This window comes from Shewanella psychromarinicola (assembly GCF_003855155.1).
GTDB classification, from domain to species: Bacteria; Pseudomonadota; Gammaproteobacteria; order Enterobacterales; family Shewanellaceae; genus Shewanella; species Shewanella psychromarinicola.
Map to the genome: position 1 here is coordinate 3,313,523 of NZ_CP034073.1, position 15,004 is coordinate 3,328,526.

Annotated in this window: 18 protein-coding genes; 5 read left to right on the plus strand and 13 right to left on the minus strand. The window is 40.6% G+C overall.

What is annotated here, in order from left to right; all coding sequences use genetic code 11:
* Window positions 1-2 precede the first annotated feature (2 nt).
* Both EGC80_RS14565 and EGC80_RS14570 read right to left on the minus strand, forming a co-directional pair.
* Window positions 3-524, minus strand: a complete 522-nt coding sequence (locus tag EGC80_RS14565) for a Na+/H+ antiporter subunit E (protein WP_267898623.1) — start codon at window positions 522-524, stop codon at window positions 3-5.
* Window positions 521-973, minus strand: a complete 453-nt coding sequence (locus EGC80_RS14570; protein WP_233768507.1) for a Rap1a/Tai family immunity protein — start codon at window positions 971-973, stop codon at window positions 521-523. Before EGC80_RS14570 ends, EGC80_RS14565 begins: the two co-directional genes overlap by 4 nt.
* 172 nt (window positions 974-1,145) lie before the next feature.
* On the opposite strand from EGC80_RS14570, the gene nhaR reads away from it, so the two are divergent.
* On the plus strand, window positions 1,146-2,054 hold the full coding sequence (nhaR, locus tag EGC80_RS14575) for a transcriptional activator NhaR (protein ID WP_124013891.1): 909 nt from the start codon (window positions 1,146-1,148) through the stop codon (window positions 2,052-2,054).
* 813 nt (window positions 2,055-2,867) lie between these two features.
* Here nhaR and EGC80_RS14580 read toward each other — a convergent pair.
* A complete protein-coding gene (locus EGC80_RS14580) occupies window positions 2,868-4,121 on the minus strand; it encodes an acyltransferase family protein (protein ID WP_124013892.1) in 1,254 nt (417 codons plus the stop codon).
* Window positions 4,122-4,258: 137 nt separating this feature from the next.
* Between EGC80_RS14580 and EGC80_RS14585 the strand changes: the two genes are divergently transcribed.
* Together EGC80_RS14585 and EGC80_RS14590 are read left to right on the plus strand one after the other, a co-directional pair.
* Window positions 4,259-5,137, plus strand: a complete 879-nt coding sequence (locus EGC80_RS14585; protein WP_124013893.1) for a LytTR family DNA-binding domain-containing protein — start codon at window positions 4,259-4,261, stop codon at window positions 5,135-5,137.
* 423 nt (window positions 5,138-5,560) lie between these two features.
* The gene (locus tag EGC80_RS14590) at window positions 5,561-5,965 is read left to right on the plus strand and encodes an NUDIX hydrolase (RefSeq protein ID WP_124013894.1); all 405 of its coding nucleotides are present in this window, start codon (window positions 5,561-5,563) and stop codon (window positions 5,963-5,965) included.
* Here EGC80_RS14590 and EGC80_RS14595 read toward each other — a convergent pair.
* On the minus strand, window positions 5,927-6,949 hold the full coding sequence (locus EGC80_RS14595; RefSeq protein WP_206191874.1) for a Gfo/Idh/MocA family protein: 1,023 nt from the start codon (window positions 6,947-6,949) through the stop codon (window positions 5,927-5,929). The genes EGC80_RS14590 and EGC80_RS14595 overlap by 39 nt on opposite strands.
* 3 nt (window positions 6,950-6,952) lie before the next feature.
* The gene (locus EGC80_RS14600; RefSeq protein WP_233768508.1) at window positions 6,953-7,267 is read right to left on the minus strand and encodes a putative quinol monooxygenase; all 315 of its coding nucleotides are present in this window, start codon (window positions 7,265-7,267) and stop codon (window positions 6,953-6,955) included.
* Between the two features lie 129 nt (window positions 7,268-7,396).
* Between EGC80_RS14600 and EGC80_RS14605 the strand changes: the two genes are divergently transcribed.
* Window positions 7,397-8,266 (plus strand): LysR family transcriptional regulator, encoded by an 870-nt coding sequence (locus EGC80_RS14605; protein WP_124013895.1) that lies wholly within the window; start codon window positions 7,397-7,399, stop codon window positions 8,264-8,266.
* A gap of 29 nt (window positions 8,267-8,295) precedes the next feature.
* Here EGC80_RS14605 and EGC80_RS14610 read toward each other — a convergent pair whose 3' ends face one another.
* Genes EGC80_RS14610 through EGC80_RS14625 form a run of 4 tightly spaced genes read right to left on the minus strand, consistent with a single transcriptional unit; the run spans window position 8,296 to window position 10,586 of the window.
* Complete coding sequence (locus EGC80_RS14610; RefSeq protein ID WP_124013896.1) at window positions 8,296-8,700, minus strand: CBS domain-containing protein; 405 nt, start codon at window positions 8,698-8,700, stop codon at window positions 8,296-8,298.
* Entirely contained in the window at window positions 8,697-9,047 is a 351-nt protein-coding gene (locus EGC80_RS14615; RefSeq protein WP_101030943.1) for a P-II family nitrogen regulator, read from the minus strand. The genes EGC80_RS14610 and EGC80_RS14615 overlap by 4 nt, the downstream gene beginning before the upstream one ends.
* A 3-nt stretch (window positions 9,048-9,050) precedes the next feature.
* Window positions 9,051-9,803 carry a DUF1538 domain-containing protein gene (locus tag EGC80_RS14620; RefSeq protein WP_101034653.1) on the minus strand — a complete coding sequence of 251 codons (753 nt, stop codon included), beginning with the start codon at window positions 9,801-9,803 and terminating at the stop codon, window positions 9,051-9,053.
* A gap of 45 nt (window positions 9,804-9,848) precedes the next feature.
* On the minus strand, window positions 9,849-10,586 hold the full coding sequence (locus EGC80_RS14625; protein ID WP_124013897.1) for a DUF1538 domain-containing protein: 738 nt from the start codon (window positions 10,584-10,586) through the stop codon (window positions 9,849-9,851).
* Between the two features lie 237 nt (window positions 10,587-10,823).
* Here EGC80_RS14625 and EGC80_RS14630 point away from each other — a divergent pair, with 237 nt between their 5' ends.
* The gene (locus EGC80_RS14630; protein ID WP_233768509.1) at window positions 10,824-11,936 is read left to right on the plus strand and encodes an energy transducer TonB; all 1,113 of its coding nucleotides are present in this window, start codon (window positions 10,824-10,826) and stop codon (window positions 11,934-11,936) included.
* A 21-nt stretch (window positions 11,937-11,957) separates the two neighbouring features.
* Here EGC80_RS14630 and EGC80_RS14635 read toward each other — a convergent pair whose 3' ends face one another.
* The 4 genes from EGC80_RS14635 to EGC80_RS14645 form a co-directional block, all read right to left on the minus strand.
* Window positions 11,958-12,302 (minus strand): hypothetical protein, encoded by a 345-nt coding sequence (locus EGC80_RS14635; RefSeq protein ID WP_124013898.1) that lies wholly within the window; start codon window positions 12,300-12,302, stop codon window positions 11,958-11,960.
* Window positions 12,303-12,490: 188 nt separating this feature from the next.
* On the minus strand, window positions 12,491-12,628 hold the full coding sequence (locus EGC80_RS22455) for a hypothetical protein (protein ID WP_164839472.1): 138 nt from the start codon (window positions 12,626-12,628) through the stop codon (window positions 12,491-12,493).
* A gap of 67 nt (window positions 12,629-12,695) precedes the next feature.
* Complete coding sequence (locus EGC80_RS14640) at window positions 12,696-13,154, minus strand: CBS domain-containing protein (RefSeq protein ID WP_124013899.1); 459 nt, start codon at window positions 13,152-13,154, stop codon at window positions 12,696-12,698.
* A gap of 106 nt (window positions 13,155-13,260) precedes the next feature.
* Window positions 13,261-15,000, minus strand: a complete 1,740-nt coding sequence (locus tag EGC80_RS14645) for a GNAT family N-acyltransferase (RefSeq protein ID WP_124013900.1) — start codon at window positions 14,998-15,000, stop codon at window positions 13,261-13,263.
* Window positions 15,001-15,004 lie beyond the last annotated feature (4 nt).

The window sequence follows — 15,004 nt, forward strand, 5'->3', positions numbered from 1 at the left end:
AATTAGCGGGGCTCCAGAGCTGCTACTCGACGATTCGCTTCGCCTTTTTGTAATTCTCTTGCACTTTCACTGGTCAGGCAATGAATCAATACTTTTCCCTCGTGTAAATCCAACGTGACGGTTCCCGGGGACAGGGTAATGGAATTGCCAAAAATTACTTGGCCCACGTCCGTTCTGGCTTCCGCTTCAAGCACAACCACGGTGGGGCTTATAGGCATAGAGGGTTTCAGGATCAGCTTGGCTACGTCCAGACTCGAAATAATAATCTCTCGCAGCAGCCACAACCAATAGCCAGGCAGGCGAGGCATAAGTCTAAGCAAATCTGTATGATGCCGGAAAAAGCCCATACGATGTGCCAAGTAAACGCTGAGCAAGCAGGACAAAGCCCCCAAACTCATGACCAGTGGTTTGTAGAGTCCCGACCACAGAAGCCAAGATATTGCTAAAATAAGCAGAAGTAGCAAAACAGACGAGAGTCTTGTTTCGCCGCGTTGAAACGTATGCTGGGCTAGAGTTAAGTTCATAGTTTGCAAGGGTAGTTTTTCAGTAATGATTTATAGACGACTTCCATCGCCGGTTCATTTTCTTCGCTGCTATCTGTTTGGGCTGCTAGATCGGCGACGATAACGTTAACTACATCGCGCAATGGCAGCGGATCTCCGAGGCAAAAACCGGCTAGGTCTGCTGCTCTGGAACGGTCTAAACGGTTTGGCATACGAGTGCGAATCGCGCGTTCCGTGAAGGTCTCCTTACTTGCAAGGGCACTTTCGGCATTTAGCATGACTCTTGCATCGGTTGCTATTGCACCATCGATAAAGCCTTGAATATAGCGGACACAATACTGACCATCAACGCTTTCTGGTTCAGCGTTAAACAGTGCGCAGTGCGATGAAAGTTCTTGAGCCGTCAGTACTTCTACTGCCTTAGCTGGTGGTACGGACAACAATTGAACGGCCAAAAAAGCGAAAACCATTAAGGGGAAACTATCTTTTGACATATAAATCCTTTTTTTCTAATGATTTAACTTTATCCAATTAATCATAGTACTAAAAGTCGATTTTAGTTGTTTTTTCATCAATAAAAAATTGATAATGTATTTTGAGAAAATAAACATTAGATGAGAGAAAAGTACATTAGGGAATTATATGGTAAAGCTTAATTATCATCACTTGCAGTATTTTCATGCGATAGCGACACATGGCAGTATCGCTCAAGCATCAAAAGTCATGCATATTACGCCACAAACGCTTAGTGCTCAGTTAAACTTATTAGAAGTTCAATTAGGATATAGTTTGTTTGACCGAAAAGGTAAGCGTTTGGTGCTTAATGATATGGGTCACATCACACTGAGCTACGCACAGGAAATATTCAGTTTAGGAGATGAACTGATTCATTCATTGAAAAATCATTCAACTGACTTTTTTTTTCGTTTTTCCATCGGAGTCACTGATGTCATCGCGAAAGTGTTTTCATTTAATTTATTAAAAGCGGTCTACACGATGGACGACTCTATTAAGTTAGTGTGTAAAGAAGCGAGCTTGGACGTATTACTTGGAGAATTAGCGCTAAATAAACTTGATGCTGTTTTAAGTGATACATCATTGCCAACAGGTTCTTCGTTAAAAGCATACAGTCACCTCGTAGGTCAATCCGGTATTAGTTTTTTTGCTCATAAAAATCTTGCTAAAACGTTAGCTGTTAACTTTCCACACTCTCTTGACGGTAATCCATTTTTTACGGCAGGAGAAGGATCTAATCAGCATTTGAGTGTACTTTCTTGGTTTAATGAACTAAATATATCGCCCCAAATAATAGGTGAATTTGACGACTCAGTGTTGGCCAAATATTTTGGGCAAGCAGGGTACGGTGTTTTTTGCGCGCCAACTATCATTGAAAATCATGTTATAGAACAATTTGATGTTGAAATTATTGGAAGAACAACGGAAATTACTGAACATTATTATTTAATATCGCCTGAGCGAAAGATTAAACATCCCGCCGTTCAGCATTTATTAACTGAAGGAAAAAAACTGTTTAATCAGCCTATAGTTTAAGATCTTTAGTGAGAACCCTGACATCGTCGTTGCTACCGATTAAATTGGCTATAGGAAATATCGTTTTATTATCATTTCTTTTGTAATAATGATTGGCCAGTGGTTTCAATATGATTGAGAAACTTAGTCGCGAGCCAGGTTTACCGTTTTGATTTAGACTAAACAAACCAATAAGAATTCATCGACAATTATTTTATCGGTAAACGTACAAGCCAAGTTCTCCACCATACATCAAGGTATGTGCCGACAATATTGATACACCTAGCCTTGACATAACCAAGTGTTTAATCGCTTCATTTATTATTAGCTCAACTCGTTACAGGGGAAAAGTGTGTTTGAGGTATTGATTAATTCAGCTTACTTGGTATTGGTTTAGCTTGATTTATAACGTAGCTTCATTTGAACTTATTGCCTGCAGCAGGTGAGCTACAGTACGTAGTAAATGTCGCGATCACAGGGATGTGAAAGAGTGACCTTAGTGCAGATGATTAAGCGAGACGCCAGCTCTTGATTTTACAATCAGCATCCTTGTGGGCTTAACCAAAACATCCCTGTTTTGGATACTCGCTGACTCATCTACACCTGTAATTTAACTCTCTTCGATTTAGCCGCATAGTTGTCTATAGATGAAAGCTAAAGAGGAAAAGCTCAAATCTAATTAGCGGACTTACTTTTGTCGGATAGACGACAATTGTTGCCAAGTGCCGCCCTCCTATGAACCCAGCGTGCAACTTTCACTAATTGCAATACTATTTCGAATGATTAGTTGGATTCACTTAACTTAACATTGTAATATTCTATCCTCTGCTAAAATTAGTGAATAAGCTCTAATGCAAGCGGAATACAACATATCGTGATGATCGCTCGCCACAAGTATGATGTGTGATACAGACTTGTGGCTGCTGGTTTAACACCAAAACTCATTTTCAGTAAAGTCGAGCGTTTTACAATCAGCATCCCTAACCAACAAAGAGTAATTGTTAGTATTAATACAGCAACCCCCTCCAAAGCTATTGGTATTCGAAAACCTGATAACGTGTATGCCATTACAATAATGATGGTTTGATGAACGATGTAAACTGGAAATACCCATCGATTAAGTTCGCTAACAATGCGGGATTTTCGATTTAGATAACGACTAGCAATAGCGAGTATCGCAAGCACAGGCATTGTTTTCGCGCTAGCATAGACAATACCGAACATCATCGCTGCAACATCATCGTTTTCATAAAGTCCGGTTTGCCAAATATAACTGAACCCAAATTGAAGTGCCATAAGTGATATGAATGCGAATAGTGTTATTTCTATCCACGATGCGCTCAATTTACTCCAGAATGAACCAATACTTCCCAGACAAAAGCCCACTAAGAGTAATAGTAAACCGTACATTTCACGAACGGCATCCCCAGTTAGCAGAGTGTCGATTAACAATGTCGAAGCGATTAGCATAATTGAAAGCGCTAACAGTTTGTTACTGGCAAAAACTACAGCCTTTTGAACCCACTTTTTTATAAGTAATGGAGAATGTTTGCATAAAAGCGTGATCAGCAATAACGCCATACTGTTCTTCCACAACGAACGTAAAAACCAAAGATGGTTTACATCAACATGAGGCCAAATACCGCTTTGATAATCGTCAAAGTAATTGAGGGGGGCAACATAGAAGGCGTAAACGAACGGCCAGAAGTCTAAAGGCATTTTGCCAGCTTGTTTCATTTCAATATAAAGCTGTGGAGGTACAACAATCAGTACACCAATTAATAATGGGAAAAGCAGTTGAAGGCTTCTGCTCCACAGTAATTTTCCGCTGGTTTCTTTGAGTAGCATAAATCTCAATGCGACACCTGATATGAACCATAACAGCCCCATTCTCCACGGTGACAACGTAAGCATTAAATGCTGCAACAAAGTGGATTGCGATTCATGTTTGAAATGAAATCCCCATTCCGGCACATACACCATGCCAGTGTGGAATAGAACCAACAATCCGATGGCTATAACTCTCAACCAATCTAAATGATGCAATCTATTTGATTGATTTGACTCTTTTTCATTTAATAAATCCATAAGTAATCTCTTGTATATGGTCTAAACCTTCTGCACACTATATCTCTATTGGATGTATGGATTTACCGCTATTCCATTGAAAAGAAATGAATAAGTGATAAGCGGTGGAATCTAGGGATAAGAGGAAGCGCTTTAAGATGTTATTTACCAAGCTGCATTATCAAAATAATAAAATCAGTTATGAAGCATTCATTTTATCTGTGTATTTCTTTATTAATGCAGGAATAAATTCGACATCAGTCCTGATGGAATCCAAGCGCGATGGCATTGCAAACTTAGCTAATTGGGAACCGTTTGTTTGGGAGTATTCAAGCGCTTTATCATCGTTATTGCTATTGCCCCTTGTCGCTATTTTTATGACCAAGTATCCGTGGCAATGGAAGCAACCTAAATGGTCATCGTTGCAATATTTAACCGCTGCTGTTGTTTTCTCAATGGCTCATGTCGTTGTTATGCTCGTTTTGAGAGAGATAAGTTACCAATTTTCTTCGCTTGAATATGATTTTGCAAAATCAATATCTGAATTCAGTTACGAACTTATTTATGAGCTTCGAAAGGATGTTTGGAGTTTTTGTTCATTCGTCATTTTGATCTCTTTTTACCGACAAATCATTCAGCAATGGTTGGGTGATGCGAGCTGTATAGACATCACTACAAACGCCAGTAGCAAGCTGACAAAGCACTTACTGGTGAAAAAGTTAGGCAAAGAGTTCTTGATTAAAACTGAGCAAATCGAGTGGATGCAATCAGCGGGTAATTACGTCAATCTGCATATTGGTGATCAAGTCTATCCAACCAGAAGTACACTGGTTGAATTTGTGGCCAGTGATCCGACAAACTCGCTATGCCAAATACACAGATCATTAGCAATAAATTTAAACTTTGTACATTGTATTGAGCCGCTTGCTAGTGGCGACGCTGAAATCACCATGCAGTCTGGACAAACACTTCGTTTATCTCGGAGATATAAAAACTCATTTAAACAGCTAAAACAGTCGAATAATTTTGTAGAATAATTGAATATAGGGAAGCATAAACATCGGTAATTTTAGAGAATAAAAATTTTAATATTATTAGGTTTAGGAAGTATTTTTTCTAATAAAAACCGTCGGCGGCTAAACTTCACTCTAACTTGAAATTGTCCAGAAACGAGCTAGTCGTGATCTGCCTTTATCACTACGAGCAAACATTGATGTAGTTGAATTGACTTTGTCTGCCAAACATATCGATGAAAGGCTTATGCTTATTGTCTCTGAACAGAAAGCATTAATCATCGCAAGTGGTGCTAATCTATTTAAGCTACTATTGATTAAAACCACAGCCTGATCAAAATCACAGCCGGACTTAAACCACAGCAGGCTATAATAGTTAGTTTAAATGTTAGTATTATTTTTACTCAGTAGCGTTAGCTGTTCACTCTTTTTAGCAGGAACACCGTCATGGCATTTAATGATTTATTTAGGCTCAGTTCTCATGCGGTGATCACCAATGATGATGGGCAAGTTCTATTATTAAAAGCCAATTACGGCGATAAGCATTGGGGCTTACCGGGCGGTGGACTTGACCCTAATGAAACCATCCATCAAGCATTACAGCGGGAATGCCAAGAAGAATTGGGTTGTTCAGTTACGGTCAATTATCTGTCTGGGGTCTATTTTCACCGTGCGTATCAATCACAAGCATTTATTTTTCGCTGCGAGCTACCACAAGGATCGGAAATACACTTAAGTGATGAACACAGTGAGTACGCTTACGTTGCTGTTACTGAATTATCGACGATTCAGCAACAGCGAGTAAACCAATGTTTAGCGTTCAGTGGTGTGGTTTGCAGTGCGGCTTTCTAACGCGGCTTTATGCCATGTTGTTAGCATTTGCATAATATCAACAGAGTCGCTGAGCTGTACCAAAGGTCTAGGTACTGTGTATTGTTTAGTTTCTAATGCGTTAAGCACAGCTTCTACTTGATAGTAAAAGCCATTGCCTTTGGCTTCAACGTTTACTAGTTCAGCTTGTTGCTCATATAACCTAACGGTAAAGTGATTGTCTTGAGATTCTGGTAACCAAGGGTTTGAGGTGAACTCAATACTTCCTAAGCTGCCCAAGATAGTAAAGCCTGCGTGCAGACCATAGTCTTTAGCGGTGTGAAGATGACATTGCACCCCATTGCTGTAACTGACGATGGCAGTCGATTCGCAAATATTACCGTCTTGACCACGTCTTCCAGTCGCTTCAATGTGGTATTGCTGGCTCTGCTCTGTGCCAAATTGCTGTTGCATCACTAACTGTATTAATGATGCTGGGTAACAACCTAGGTTAAACAATGCACCAAGGCTAGCGGGGTTAACAAACTGGCTAATGGCAGCGCAATATTGGCCGCGGATACTTTTTACTTCACCTATCACACCAGTGGCTAATGTTTTGCTTAGCTGTTGCATAAATGGATGAGCTAAGTACATTAAGCCTTCAAGGAAAAACACTTTGTTTTGTTTTACAGCATCCAGACTTTTTGCAGTTTTTGTCATGTCTACTGACAATGATTTTTCACATAAAATCGCTTTGCCAGCATTAGCCGCTTTTACCACGTATTCATGATGTAAGTGATTTGGCAGGGCAATGTATATAACATCGACTTCAGGGTTGTTGATTAACGCATCAAAATCAGTAAATTGATGTGGAATTTGATACTGGGTCGCAAACTCTGCCAATGTTGTGGTGTTGCGTCCTGCCACGCCATAAATTGTACTTTGACCTTGTGCTTTAATCGCATCGGCCATTACCCCAGAGATAAAACTGGTGCCTAATATTGCCCACTTAATTGATTCAGACATTGATTATCCCTCAGTCGTTAATAGTTGATAGTCAAATGCTTGCTTTAAATCGGTTAACGCCGATTTGATAAATGCCTGAGTATGTTCAGCTGCAAAGTGGGCATCAAATGCTGCTTGGTCATCATAACGTTCCCAAAACACAAATTGCTTAGGGTTGGTTTTATTTTGCAGAGCCATTGCAAGTGAGCAGCCTGGTTCGTTGTTCATATCTGCACAAAATTGACGGACAGCTGCGATTCCTTGTGCCAATGGCACTTGGTCATTAATGTGAATTTCGGCCGTGATAAACACGCCTTGTTGATCCAGTTTGTTATCCATATCGACCCCTTAATAATAATGGGGCATCGTAAACCAGTTCTGCGTAAGGCAAAATGGCTTGATGGTGTTTACAGAAAACACTTTAGGTTTATAATTAAGACTGGTTTAATGAAGTATTAAGGACATTCGGTGGATAAATTAACCGCAATGCAGGTGTTTAGTCATGTGGCTGAGCAGGGCAACTATGGCACAGCTGCGCATAACTTTAATATCAGCCGGACTATGGTCAGTAAACATATTAATCAGTTAGAGGCCTACCTTGGGGTTAAGCTGATTAACCGTACTACTCGTCAACAAGAATTAACGGAATCGGGCCACGTTTATTACCAAGAATGCCAGACAATCTTGATGGCTATTGAGCAAGCTGAAAATACCCTGCAGTCGATGAATTCGACGCCCAAAGGCACCATTAGAATTAATGCGCCAGTTAGTTTTGGCAATATTGTGCTGGCACCGATAGTGAATCAATTTTTGCTGCAATATCCGCAAATTGATGTGGAGCTACGGCTTGATAATAATCTAATCGATCCCATGGTAGATCATGCTGATGTGGTGGTAAGGATTGGCACTCTTGATGACTCCGCGCTAATTGGCAGGCATATTATGAATTATGAAATGGTATTTTGTGCTTCACCTCACTACTTAGCTCAACACCCGCCAATAGCGTCAATTGACGATTTACCTCATCATGATTGTTTAGGCTTTAGCTATTCAAAAAGTGCTTCATTAGCGGGTGCCCATAGCCAGTTGTTTGGTAAACGCAGCTTTAGATTGTTGTCCAATAGTGGCTTGGTATTAATCCAAGCCGCGATAGATGGATTGGGTATTATTTTACAGCCACAGATAGTGGTAAAAGAGGCAATTCAAGCTGGATTGTTGACAAATGTCAGCGTATTAATACCTCCAGATGCGATGCCAATACACTTATTATATAAAGACAAAAATCTGCCGTTAAAAACCCGGACCTTAATTGAATTTATTATTCACCAACTCGAATGATGAGATTTGTGCATTATGGACATCGCGCATTATGACTCGGCAATCATGCCTTTTAAGACGATATTGTCATAAGTGACAAAACCTAAAATTTCACCCGCTTCAATCACAGGTGCTTTGTTAATATTAAAGCGTTCAAATAACCGTGCGGTATAGCGAACATCCATGTCAGCAGACAATGACAGCACTGGCTTTATCATAATTTCGTAAATATTGGTGCGTGCAGGAGACTTGTCTTTGGCTAACACTTTTCGGGCAATATCGCTCATCAGTACCATGCCATATTCGTCATGTTCATTGCGTTTATTCACCACTAAAATATTGACCTTTTTACTGATGGCCACTTGTATTGCTTCTGCCACTGTGTGCATTCCGTCAATCATAGCGTAATGGTTATTCATCACATCGCGATTGCGAATAGGGAGTTTTTTGCTCATATTTGATCCTCAATATCTTTACTCAATTTTTCAACTTGATGGGCAACACCAACCGCATCTTCAACATCAATTTGAATCGCAATTCCTTTGCCCGAATTGGTGTCAAATTCGCCGACTTGAGCAATCGTTTCTAAAATATGGCGGCTCATGTGTTCTTCTACCAGCCATAAAATAACATCACGTTGGACATCGAGTGTTAAGCCCATAAAGGTTTTCTTCTTTTCTAGACCTTCGCCGCGGGCATGATTAATGACAGTTGCACCTGTGGCTCCGGCAATACGCGCTGCATCGAGCACTTTGTCGGTGCAGTCGTCGTCGACAAAGGCAACAATTAATTTAAAGCGCATAGGTTACTCCTTAGTGGCTTTTCGTTTTGATAAATAATCAACCACTTGGGCGTAACCCATAACAGTGATCATTGGAAATAAGCTGGCAAAGGCAATTAAACCAAAACCATCAATTAATGGATTACGACCTTCGACATTGGTGGCGAGTCCAAGCCCTAACGCGGCCACAAGTGGTACCGTGACGGTAGAGGTGGTTACGCCTCCTGAGTCATAGGCCAATGGCACAATCATTTTAGGGGCGTAAAAGGTTTGGATCACCACCACCACGTAACCGGCCATAATGTAATAGTGGATGGGATCGCCTACCACAATACGAAAACAGCCTAAAGTAATACCGATAGACACCCCAAATGCCACCGACATTCGTAAGCCTTGAATTCCTATGGTGCCACCAGAGACTTGGTTGGCTTTGATTGCCACCGCAATTAATGACGGTTCTGCAATAGTGGTGCTAAAACCAATAGCTGCGGCAAATACATATACCCAAAAATAGTCTTGCCATATAAACGGTGCATTGCCGCCATCGGGATGCAAAAATTCGCTGGTGGTTAATTGATTTGCCATGCTTTCCCCAATGGGGAATAAAGCAAGTTGTAAACCAACTAAGAAAAAAGTAAGTCCAATAATGACATACACAAAACCGAGTAATACTTTACGCCATTGGCTAATAGGGCGTTTAAGCACGCCAAGTTGAAAGCCAAATAAAATCACCGCAATAGGGATGACATCACGGGCGGTCAGTAATAGGGTGGTCATCAATTCATTCAGCAAAAGAACTCCTTGTTCTATTAGCTATATCGATCACTGCAAAAACACCATGCCGTACAGCAACACAAAAATCATTGGACTCAGGCTTGCAAAAGCAATTAACCCAAAACCATCGATCATTGGGTTGCGGCCCTTGATGACACTGGCTAGACCCACACCTAGTGCGGTAACCAATGGCACGGTAATGGTTGATGTGGTGACGCCGCCAGAATCATAAGCTATGCCGATAATGTTGGCTGGCGCAAAGCTGGTGAGGATCATCACTAACACGTAACCACCAATAATAAGATAATGAATTGGCCATCCCTTAAGGATGCGGATCACGCCAAGCAGAATGGCCAAACCAACCGAAATGGCGACGGTTAATCGTAAGCCCATGGCATAAGAACTCATGGCTTGTTCATTTGACTCTATCGCACCAGCGTTAGCGGCAACTTGTGCGGCTTCGTTTGCCACTGCCGTGAGGGCTGGCTCGGCTAATGTGGTGCCAAAACCTAAGGAGAAAGAGAATATGACTAACCAAAATACACTGCCTTTTCGCGCTAACGCTTGAGCTAGAGATTCGCCAATAGGAAATAAACCCATTTCTAAACCAAAGACAAAAAAGGTCAGTCCCAACACAATAAACACCACACCAACAAGAATAGAGCCCAGTTCTGCTGGCGCTTGATGCAGTACAAATATCTCAAAAAAACTGACGACTAAAATAATGGGAATAAGATCTTTAAAACTGCTGAGCATAGCATGGAGCAATTTTGCGATGGCTGACATCTTGTCTCCTGTATTGACCCTCACTGGGATAAAAGATAAATGAGTCATATATTCAGTTTGCCTAATGATAGATATTTCACAACGTATTGTTTACAATAATGTTCATTAAGTTGATGTGGGTCATAAAATTGATTCAGACTGGCTTGAAAATTGTTAAAATAGACTGAGACCAATGCGCTGCTTAGCGGTAAATGGTTAGAGAGAAAGACTTAGGGATAAAAAATAAAAAGGATTTAGATGACGATGAAGACAATTTTACGCTTATCAATTGCAGCGGCTTTTATGACCCATGTTGCCTTCGCTGTACCAACCGATATCGATGGTTTTTCACAAGCTTATCAACAGTACAATCTGTCTGTTGACAGCAATAACAACCAAGATACGCTGAAGTATGCACAACAAACCTATGCATTAGGCCAAGTTAAATTTGGCAAGGACAGCCTTGACAGTGGCAAGTTAGCCATTAATTGGGCCAATGCCCTAGTGAATGAGTCAAAGAGAAATCATAACGGTCGTATTATTGAAGATGCCGCGACGCTCCAGGCACAAAAGTTATTTGAGTCAGCGTTGAGGGTATATCGCAATAATGTTGCTGATAATGATATCGCTCTGATTGATCCGTTAGTGGGGTTAGCTCAAACGACTGCAAATGACAAATATGCTAAAGATCTTTTATTTGAAGCTATCAGCGCCGCTGAAAAAGCGGATAATTTATTAACGGTTGCTGAAGTTAAACTCATTGCGTTCCATCGCTTATCGGGTACCGAGTATTATACGCGTACCGTGAGAAGTTTTGTCATGGATGCCAATGATATCTATGTCAATAAATTACCTGAAAATGCGATTAAACGCGTCAATTCAACCTATCTAGTTGGGGCACTTTATGCGGCAATGAACCGCCCAAATGATGCAACGCCGCTTTTACTTGAAGTGATTAAACAATATCAAGCATTGCCTTATAGTCATCCATATGAACTTCATGCCCATGCATTGTTAGTGACACTTTACGAACAACAAGGCAAAAGCAATAAAGCCACTGAGCATTGTGTTGCCATTGGTAAAATGACCCCATGGGATGACCAACAAGAACAAACGCCGTTATTTAGAAAACCACCTAATTACCCTCGGTCATATGCCGAAAGAGGTAAAGATGGTTGGGTGCAAGTTGAGTTTACGGTTGATGAACATGGCTTTGTTAAATCGCCTGAAATTATTGACTCCAAAGGCGGGTACCAGTTTGAAAGAGAATCGATAGAAGCATTAACGCAATGGCGTTATGCGCCTAAGTTTGTTGATGGCAAACCTACATCCGCAAAGTCGAAGGTACAGCTTGAGTTTACCCTAGGTTAATCATTTATCAGTTTGTATTGGTTAACCTAACCAATACAAACTGAGCATGCCTATAAACACAATAACTAAGGTCGTCTCAATCAGTAACTGGCTTTGTTGTAGCTGTTTTTTACCCTGTTTTAAAATAGTCACCAACTGGTTTTGTTTATAGATCCGGCATGATACTAATTCTGTTTGTGGATCGACAACTAATTGAAAACGGCATTTCTTACCATTATTTAGCAAGACATCATGCATGCTTTGCAAACCAAAGTTGAACTTGCGTGACACCATCTTGCCATTAATAAATACCCGTTCTAGCCCGCACCAATTACTCGCTTGTAACTCAATATTGTCTTGATTGAGATGGTAAGTAAACTTAGTCATAATGTCGTCCTTATCGCATGATAGTTGCGAGCCCTGTGTGTAATCTAAGCAGAGCAATGTGACATTTTCCAGTATAGAAATATGAACAATTTACTAAATCAAGCTATCTAGTTGGCAAGCTTAATAATTTTTATTTTTTTAGGATTTGTTGCAAAAAAGGTTTCTGTCTACATTTCAACATTAGGTGTTTATGATAAATGACGCAGAGTATGGCAGAGTATACGGGCTAATATTTGGGCTAATATTTGGGCTAAAATGGCTAAAATGGCTAAAATGGCTAAAACTTGGGTGAAAATGGCTAAAAACACGGCCACATATACAGCCAAAAGTGTGACGTTAGCAGCCAGCGTATTTTTAGGTTAGATAAGGTTTAGCAGATAAAATCGTGATCACTTACCTAAGGCAATAGGCATTCAATAGATCTTTCCAAGTAATAATCCCCACGATGGTGTTGTTGTCTAATACGGGCAAACAACCGATATCGTGGTCTAAAATCAGTTTGCTGGCTTGGTGGATGTCGCAATGGGGGGCAATGGTGAATGGATTGTGGGTCATGACTTGATGAACCCTTTTTTGCAGGGTTTCTGTGTCTCGAATTAACTCGGCTGCGGTCCCTATATTGGGACTGAGTGCACGTAAAAAGTCTCTATAAGACAATATGCCACTCAGTTGCTCATTTTCAACTACCAGTAAGTGATGGAAGCTAACATTATCAAAAATTTCTTTGGCAAGTGTCAGTCTGTCATCCATATCTATGGTCACCACTCGAGTGGTCATGATGTCCGCGATGCAGATATGTTTGGCCGCATTATTGGTTAATGTCTCTGTCGACATCTCGGTAGACGTTGTCATAAGCGATCCTCCACGTATTTATTCTTTTATATCAGACAAATATAAATTTAACAATCATTTAACGCCTAATGACAACCAGTGATTCAGGTTCGCAGCTTGTATTTGGTCAAGATGCAATCTTGTTTTCGGGTAAATGCCCCGCTAAGTATTTTTGATATTTAATCGGCTTTAATTGATGAATGTCGACTAAGACTAAACCATCGATACAGTCACCAAATTCAGCATCAATACCAAAGTCGAGAAATTGCACGCCGTGGTTGTTACATAGCTCGCCATATTGCTTAAATAACGTCGGTACTGATACACCCATATTCGATAGCGTCCGTTTGAGTATTTTAAAATTCTCAGCATAGTCATCGCCATTAAATAGCTGGTGTAATTGATGCTGACGTTCGGTGGTGAATTGATATGAATTAAATGAAGTCGCTAAAACGTGTTTAGTGGCGAAATGATGTTGGTAAAAAAATACCAGCATCTCTTTGGCCGGTACCGGCAAGCTATCGCTTAGGGATACAGGGCCAAAGAGGTAACGATACTGCGGATTTTTAATTAAAAACGCACCAATACCTTGCCACAAATATTCTAAGCTACGGCGGCCCCAATATTTAGGCTGGACAAAACTGCGTCCAAGTTCGAGTCCTTGGTCAAAATAGGGTGCAAACGCATCGTGGTATTCAAATAGTGATTGGCTATACAGGGCATTTTTACCAATGGTTTCATGGAGTATTTTGGCACTGGCAAAACGGTATGCCCCGACAATCTCTAATTGGTCTTTATCCCATAACACTATGTGAAAATAGTGATTATCATACTTGTCGGTATCACGACGTTTACCGGTACCTTCGCCAACGGCTCTGAATGCGATCTCACGAAGCCGACCAATCTCACGCATAACTGCACTGCTTTGAGTATGCTTATACAAATAGATTTGTTTGTTGTCTTGGGTTTTGCCTAATAGTTCGCATTGTTGTAAAGCTTGTTGTAATTCACAGCGTTTTTCTGGATGGGCAATGGCATTTTGGGTGATAAATAATGGACTGCGATTTTTACCTATGCGGTATAAATGATTTTTAAGCAAATTCACTTTGGTTTTAAGCGGAAAATCTTGAGTGCTGACCACTTCTTTAGCGATCAGTTGGCCAATTCGCACCGGCATCACATGATCCATTTGTTTGAACATTTCTTTAATCAGTAATAGCGTTGCCAATGGCTTGTAAATCATTGAGGCGCCATAAAACGTAGCAGAGTTTTTTGCGTCAACGAACATCGGTAAAAGGGGGGCATTACAGGCGCGAGCCATTTTTAAAAAGCCGCTGTGCCAATGTAAGTCAGTAACCCCTGTTGGGCGTAAACGTGACACTTCACCCGATGGGAAAATCAATATCGCGCCTTCATTTTTAAGATGATGATGGATTTCATTTAAATGTTGTTTAGGTGTACCGCCAGTCATGTTACGTACTGGCAATAAAATGGAATGTAACGGTTTAATAGCCATTAACAGCTCGTTGGCGACCACCTTAATATCCGGACGAACTTGGCTAATTAATTTAATCAATGCTAATGCATCAAGTGACCCAATAGGGTGGTTAGCGTAAATCACCACTCGACCTTCAATCGGAATATTTTCAACTTCGTTATTGGGAACGCTGTAACTGAAATTTAAGCACGCTAAAATTTGCTCAACAAAATCGACACCGGATAAATGCGCGTGTTCGTTAGCTATGTCATTACACTGCTTTTCATGAAGCAAGTAACGTAACATGGCTTTAGTCGGCACGGCTAACCACGGCTTGTTATGCACATTTGGCAGGTTTTTTTCTACCACATTATCGACAGTAAATATCATATTT

Coding starts and splice junctions, on each gene's coding strand:
- EGC80_RS14630 (WP_233768509.1), top strand. CDS start 10,824: ATGACGATGAAGACAATTTTACGCTTATCAATTGCAGCGGCTTTTATG.
- EGC80_RS14565 (WP_267898623.1), bottom strand. CDS start 524: ATGAACTTAACTCTAGCCCAGCATACGTTTCAACGCGGCGAAACAAGA.
- EGC80_RS14610 (WP_124013896.1), bottom strand. CDS start 8,700: ATGAGCAAAAAACTCCCTATTCGCAATCGCGATGTGATGAATAACCAT.
- EGC80_RS14585 (WP_124013893.1), top strand. CDS start 4,259: ATGTTATTTACCAAGCTGCATTATCAAAATAATAAAATCAGTTATGAA.
- EGC80_RS14570 (WP_233768507.1), bottom strand. CDS start 973: ATGGTTTTCGCTTTTTTGGCCGTTCAATTGTTGTCCGTACCACCAGCT.
- EGC80_RS14615 (WP_101030943.1), bottom strand. CDS start 9,047: ATGCGCTTTAAATTAATTGTTGCCTTTGTCGACGACGACTGCACCGAC.
- EGC80_RS14640 (WP_124013899.1), bottom strand. CDS start 13,154: ATGACAACGTCTACCGAGATGTCGACAGAGACATTAACCAATAATGCG.
- EGC80_RS14600 (WP_233768508.1), bottom strand. CDS start 7,267: ATGGATAACAAACTGGATCAACAAGGCGTGTTTATCACGGCCGAAATT.
- EGC80_RS14625 (WP_124013897.1), bottom strand. CDS start 10,586: ATGTCAGCCATCGCAAAATTGCTCCATGCTATGCTCAGCAGTTTTAAA.
- EGC80_RS14580 (WP_124013892.1), bottom strand. CDS start 4,121: ATGGATTTATTAAATGAAAAAGAGTCAAATCAATCAAATAGATTGCAT.
- EGC80_RS14635 (WP_124013898.1), bottom strand. CDS start 12,302: ATGACTAAGTTTACTTACCATCTCAATCAAGACAATATTGAGTTACAA.
- EGC80_RS14620 (WP_101034653.1), bottom strand. CDS start 9,803: ATGACCACCCTATTACTGACCGCCCGTGATGTCATCCCTATTGCGGTG.
- nhaR (WP_124013891.1), top strand. CDS start 1,146: ATGGTAAAGCTTAATTATCATCACTTGCAGTATTTTCATGCGATAGCG.
- EGC80_RS14645 (WP_124013900.1), bottom strand. CDS start 15,000: ATGATATTTACTGTCGATAATGTGGTAGAAAAAAACCTGCCAAATGTG.
- EGC80_RS14590 (WP_124013894.1), top strand. CDS start 5,561: ATGGCATTTAATGATTTATTTAGGCTCAGTTCTCATGCGGTGATCACC.
- EGC80_RS14595 (WP_206191874.1), bottom strand. CDS start 6,949: ATGTCTGAATCAATTAAGTGGGCAATATTAGGCACCAGTTTTATCTCT.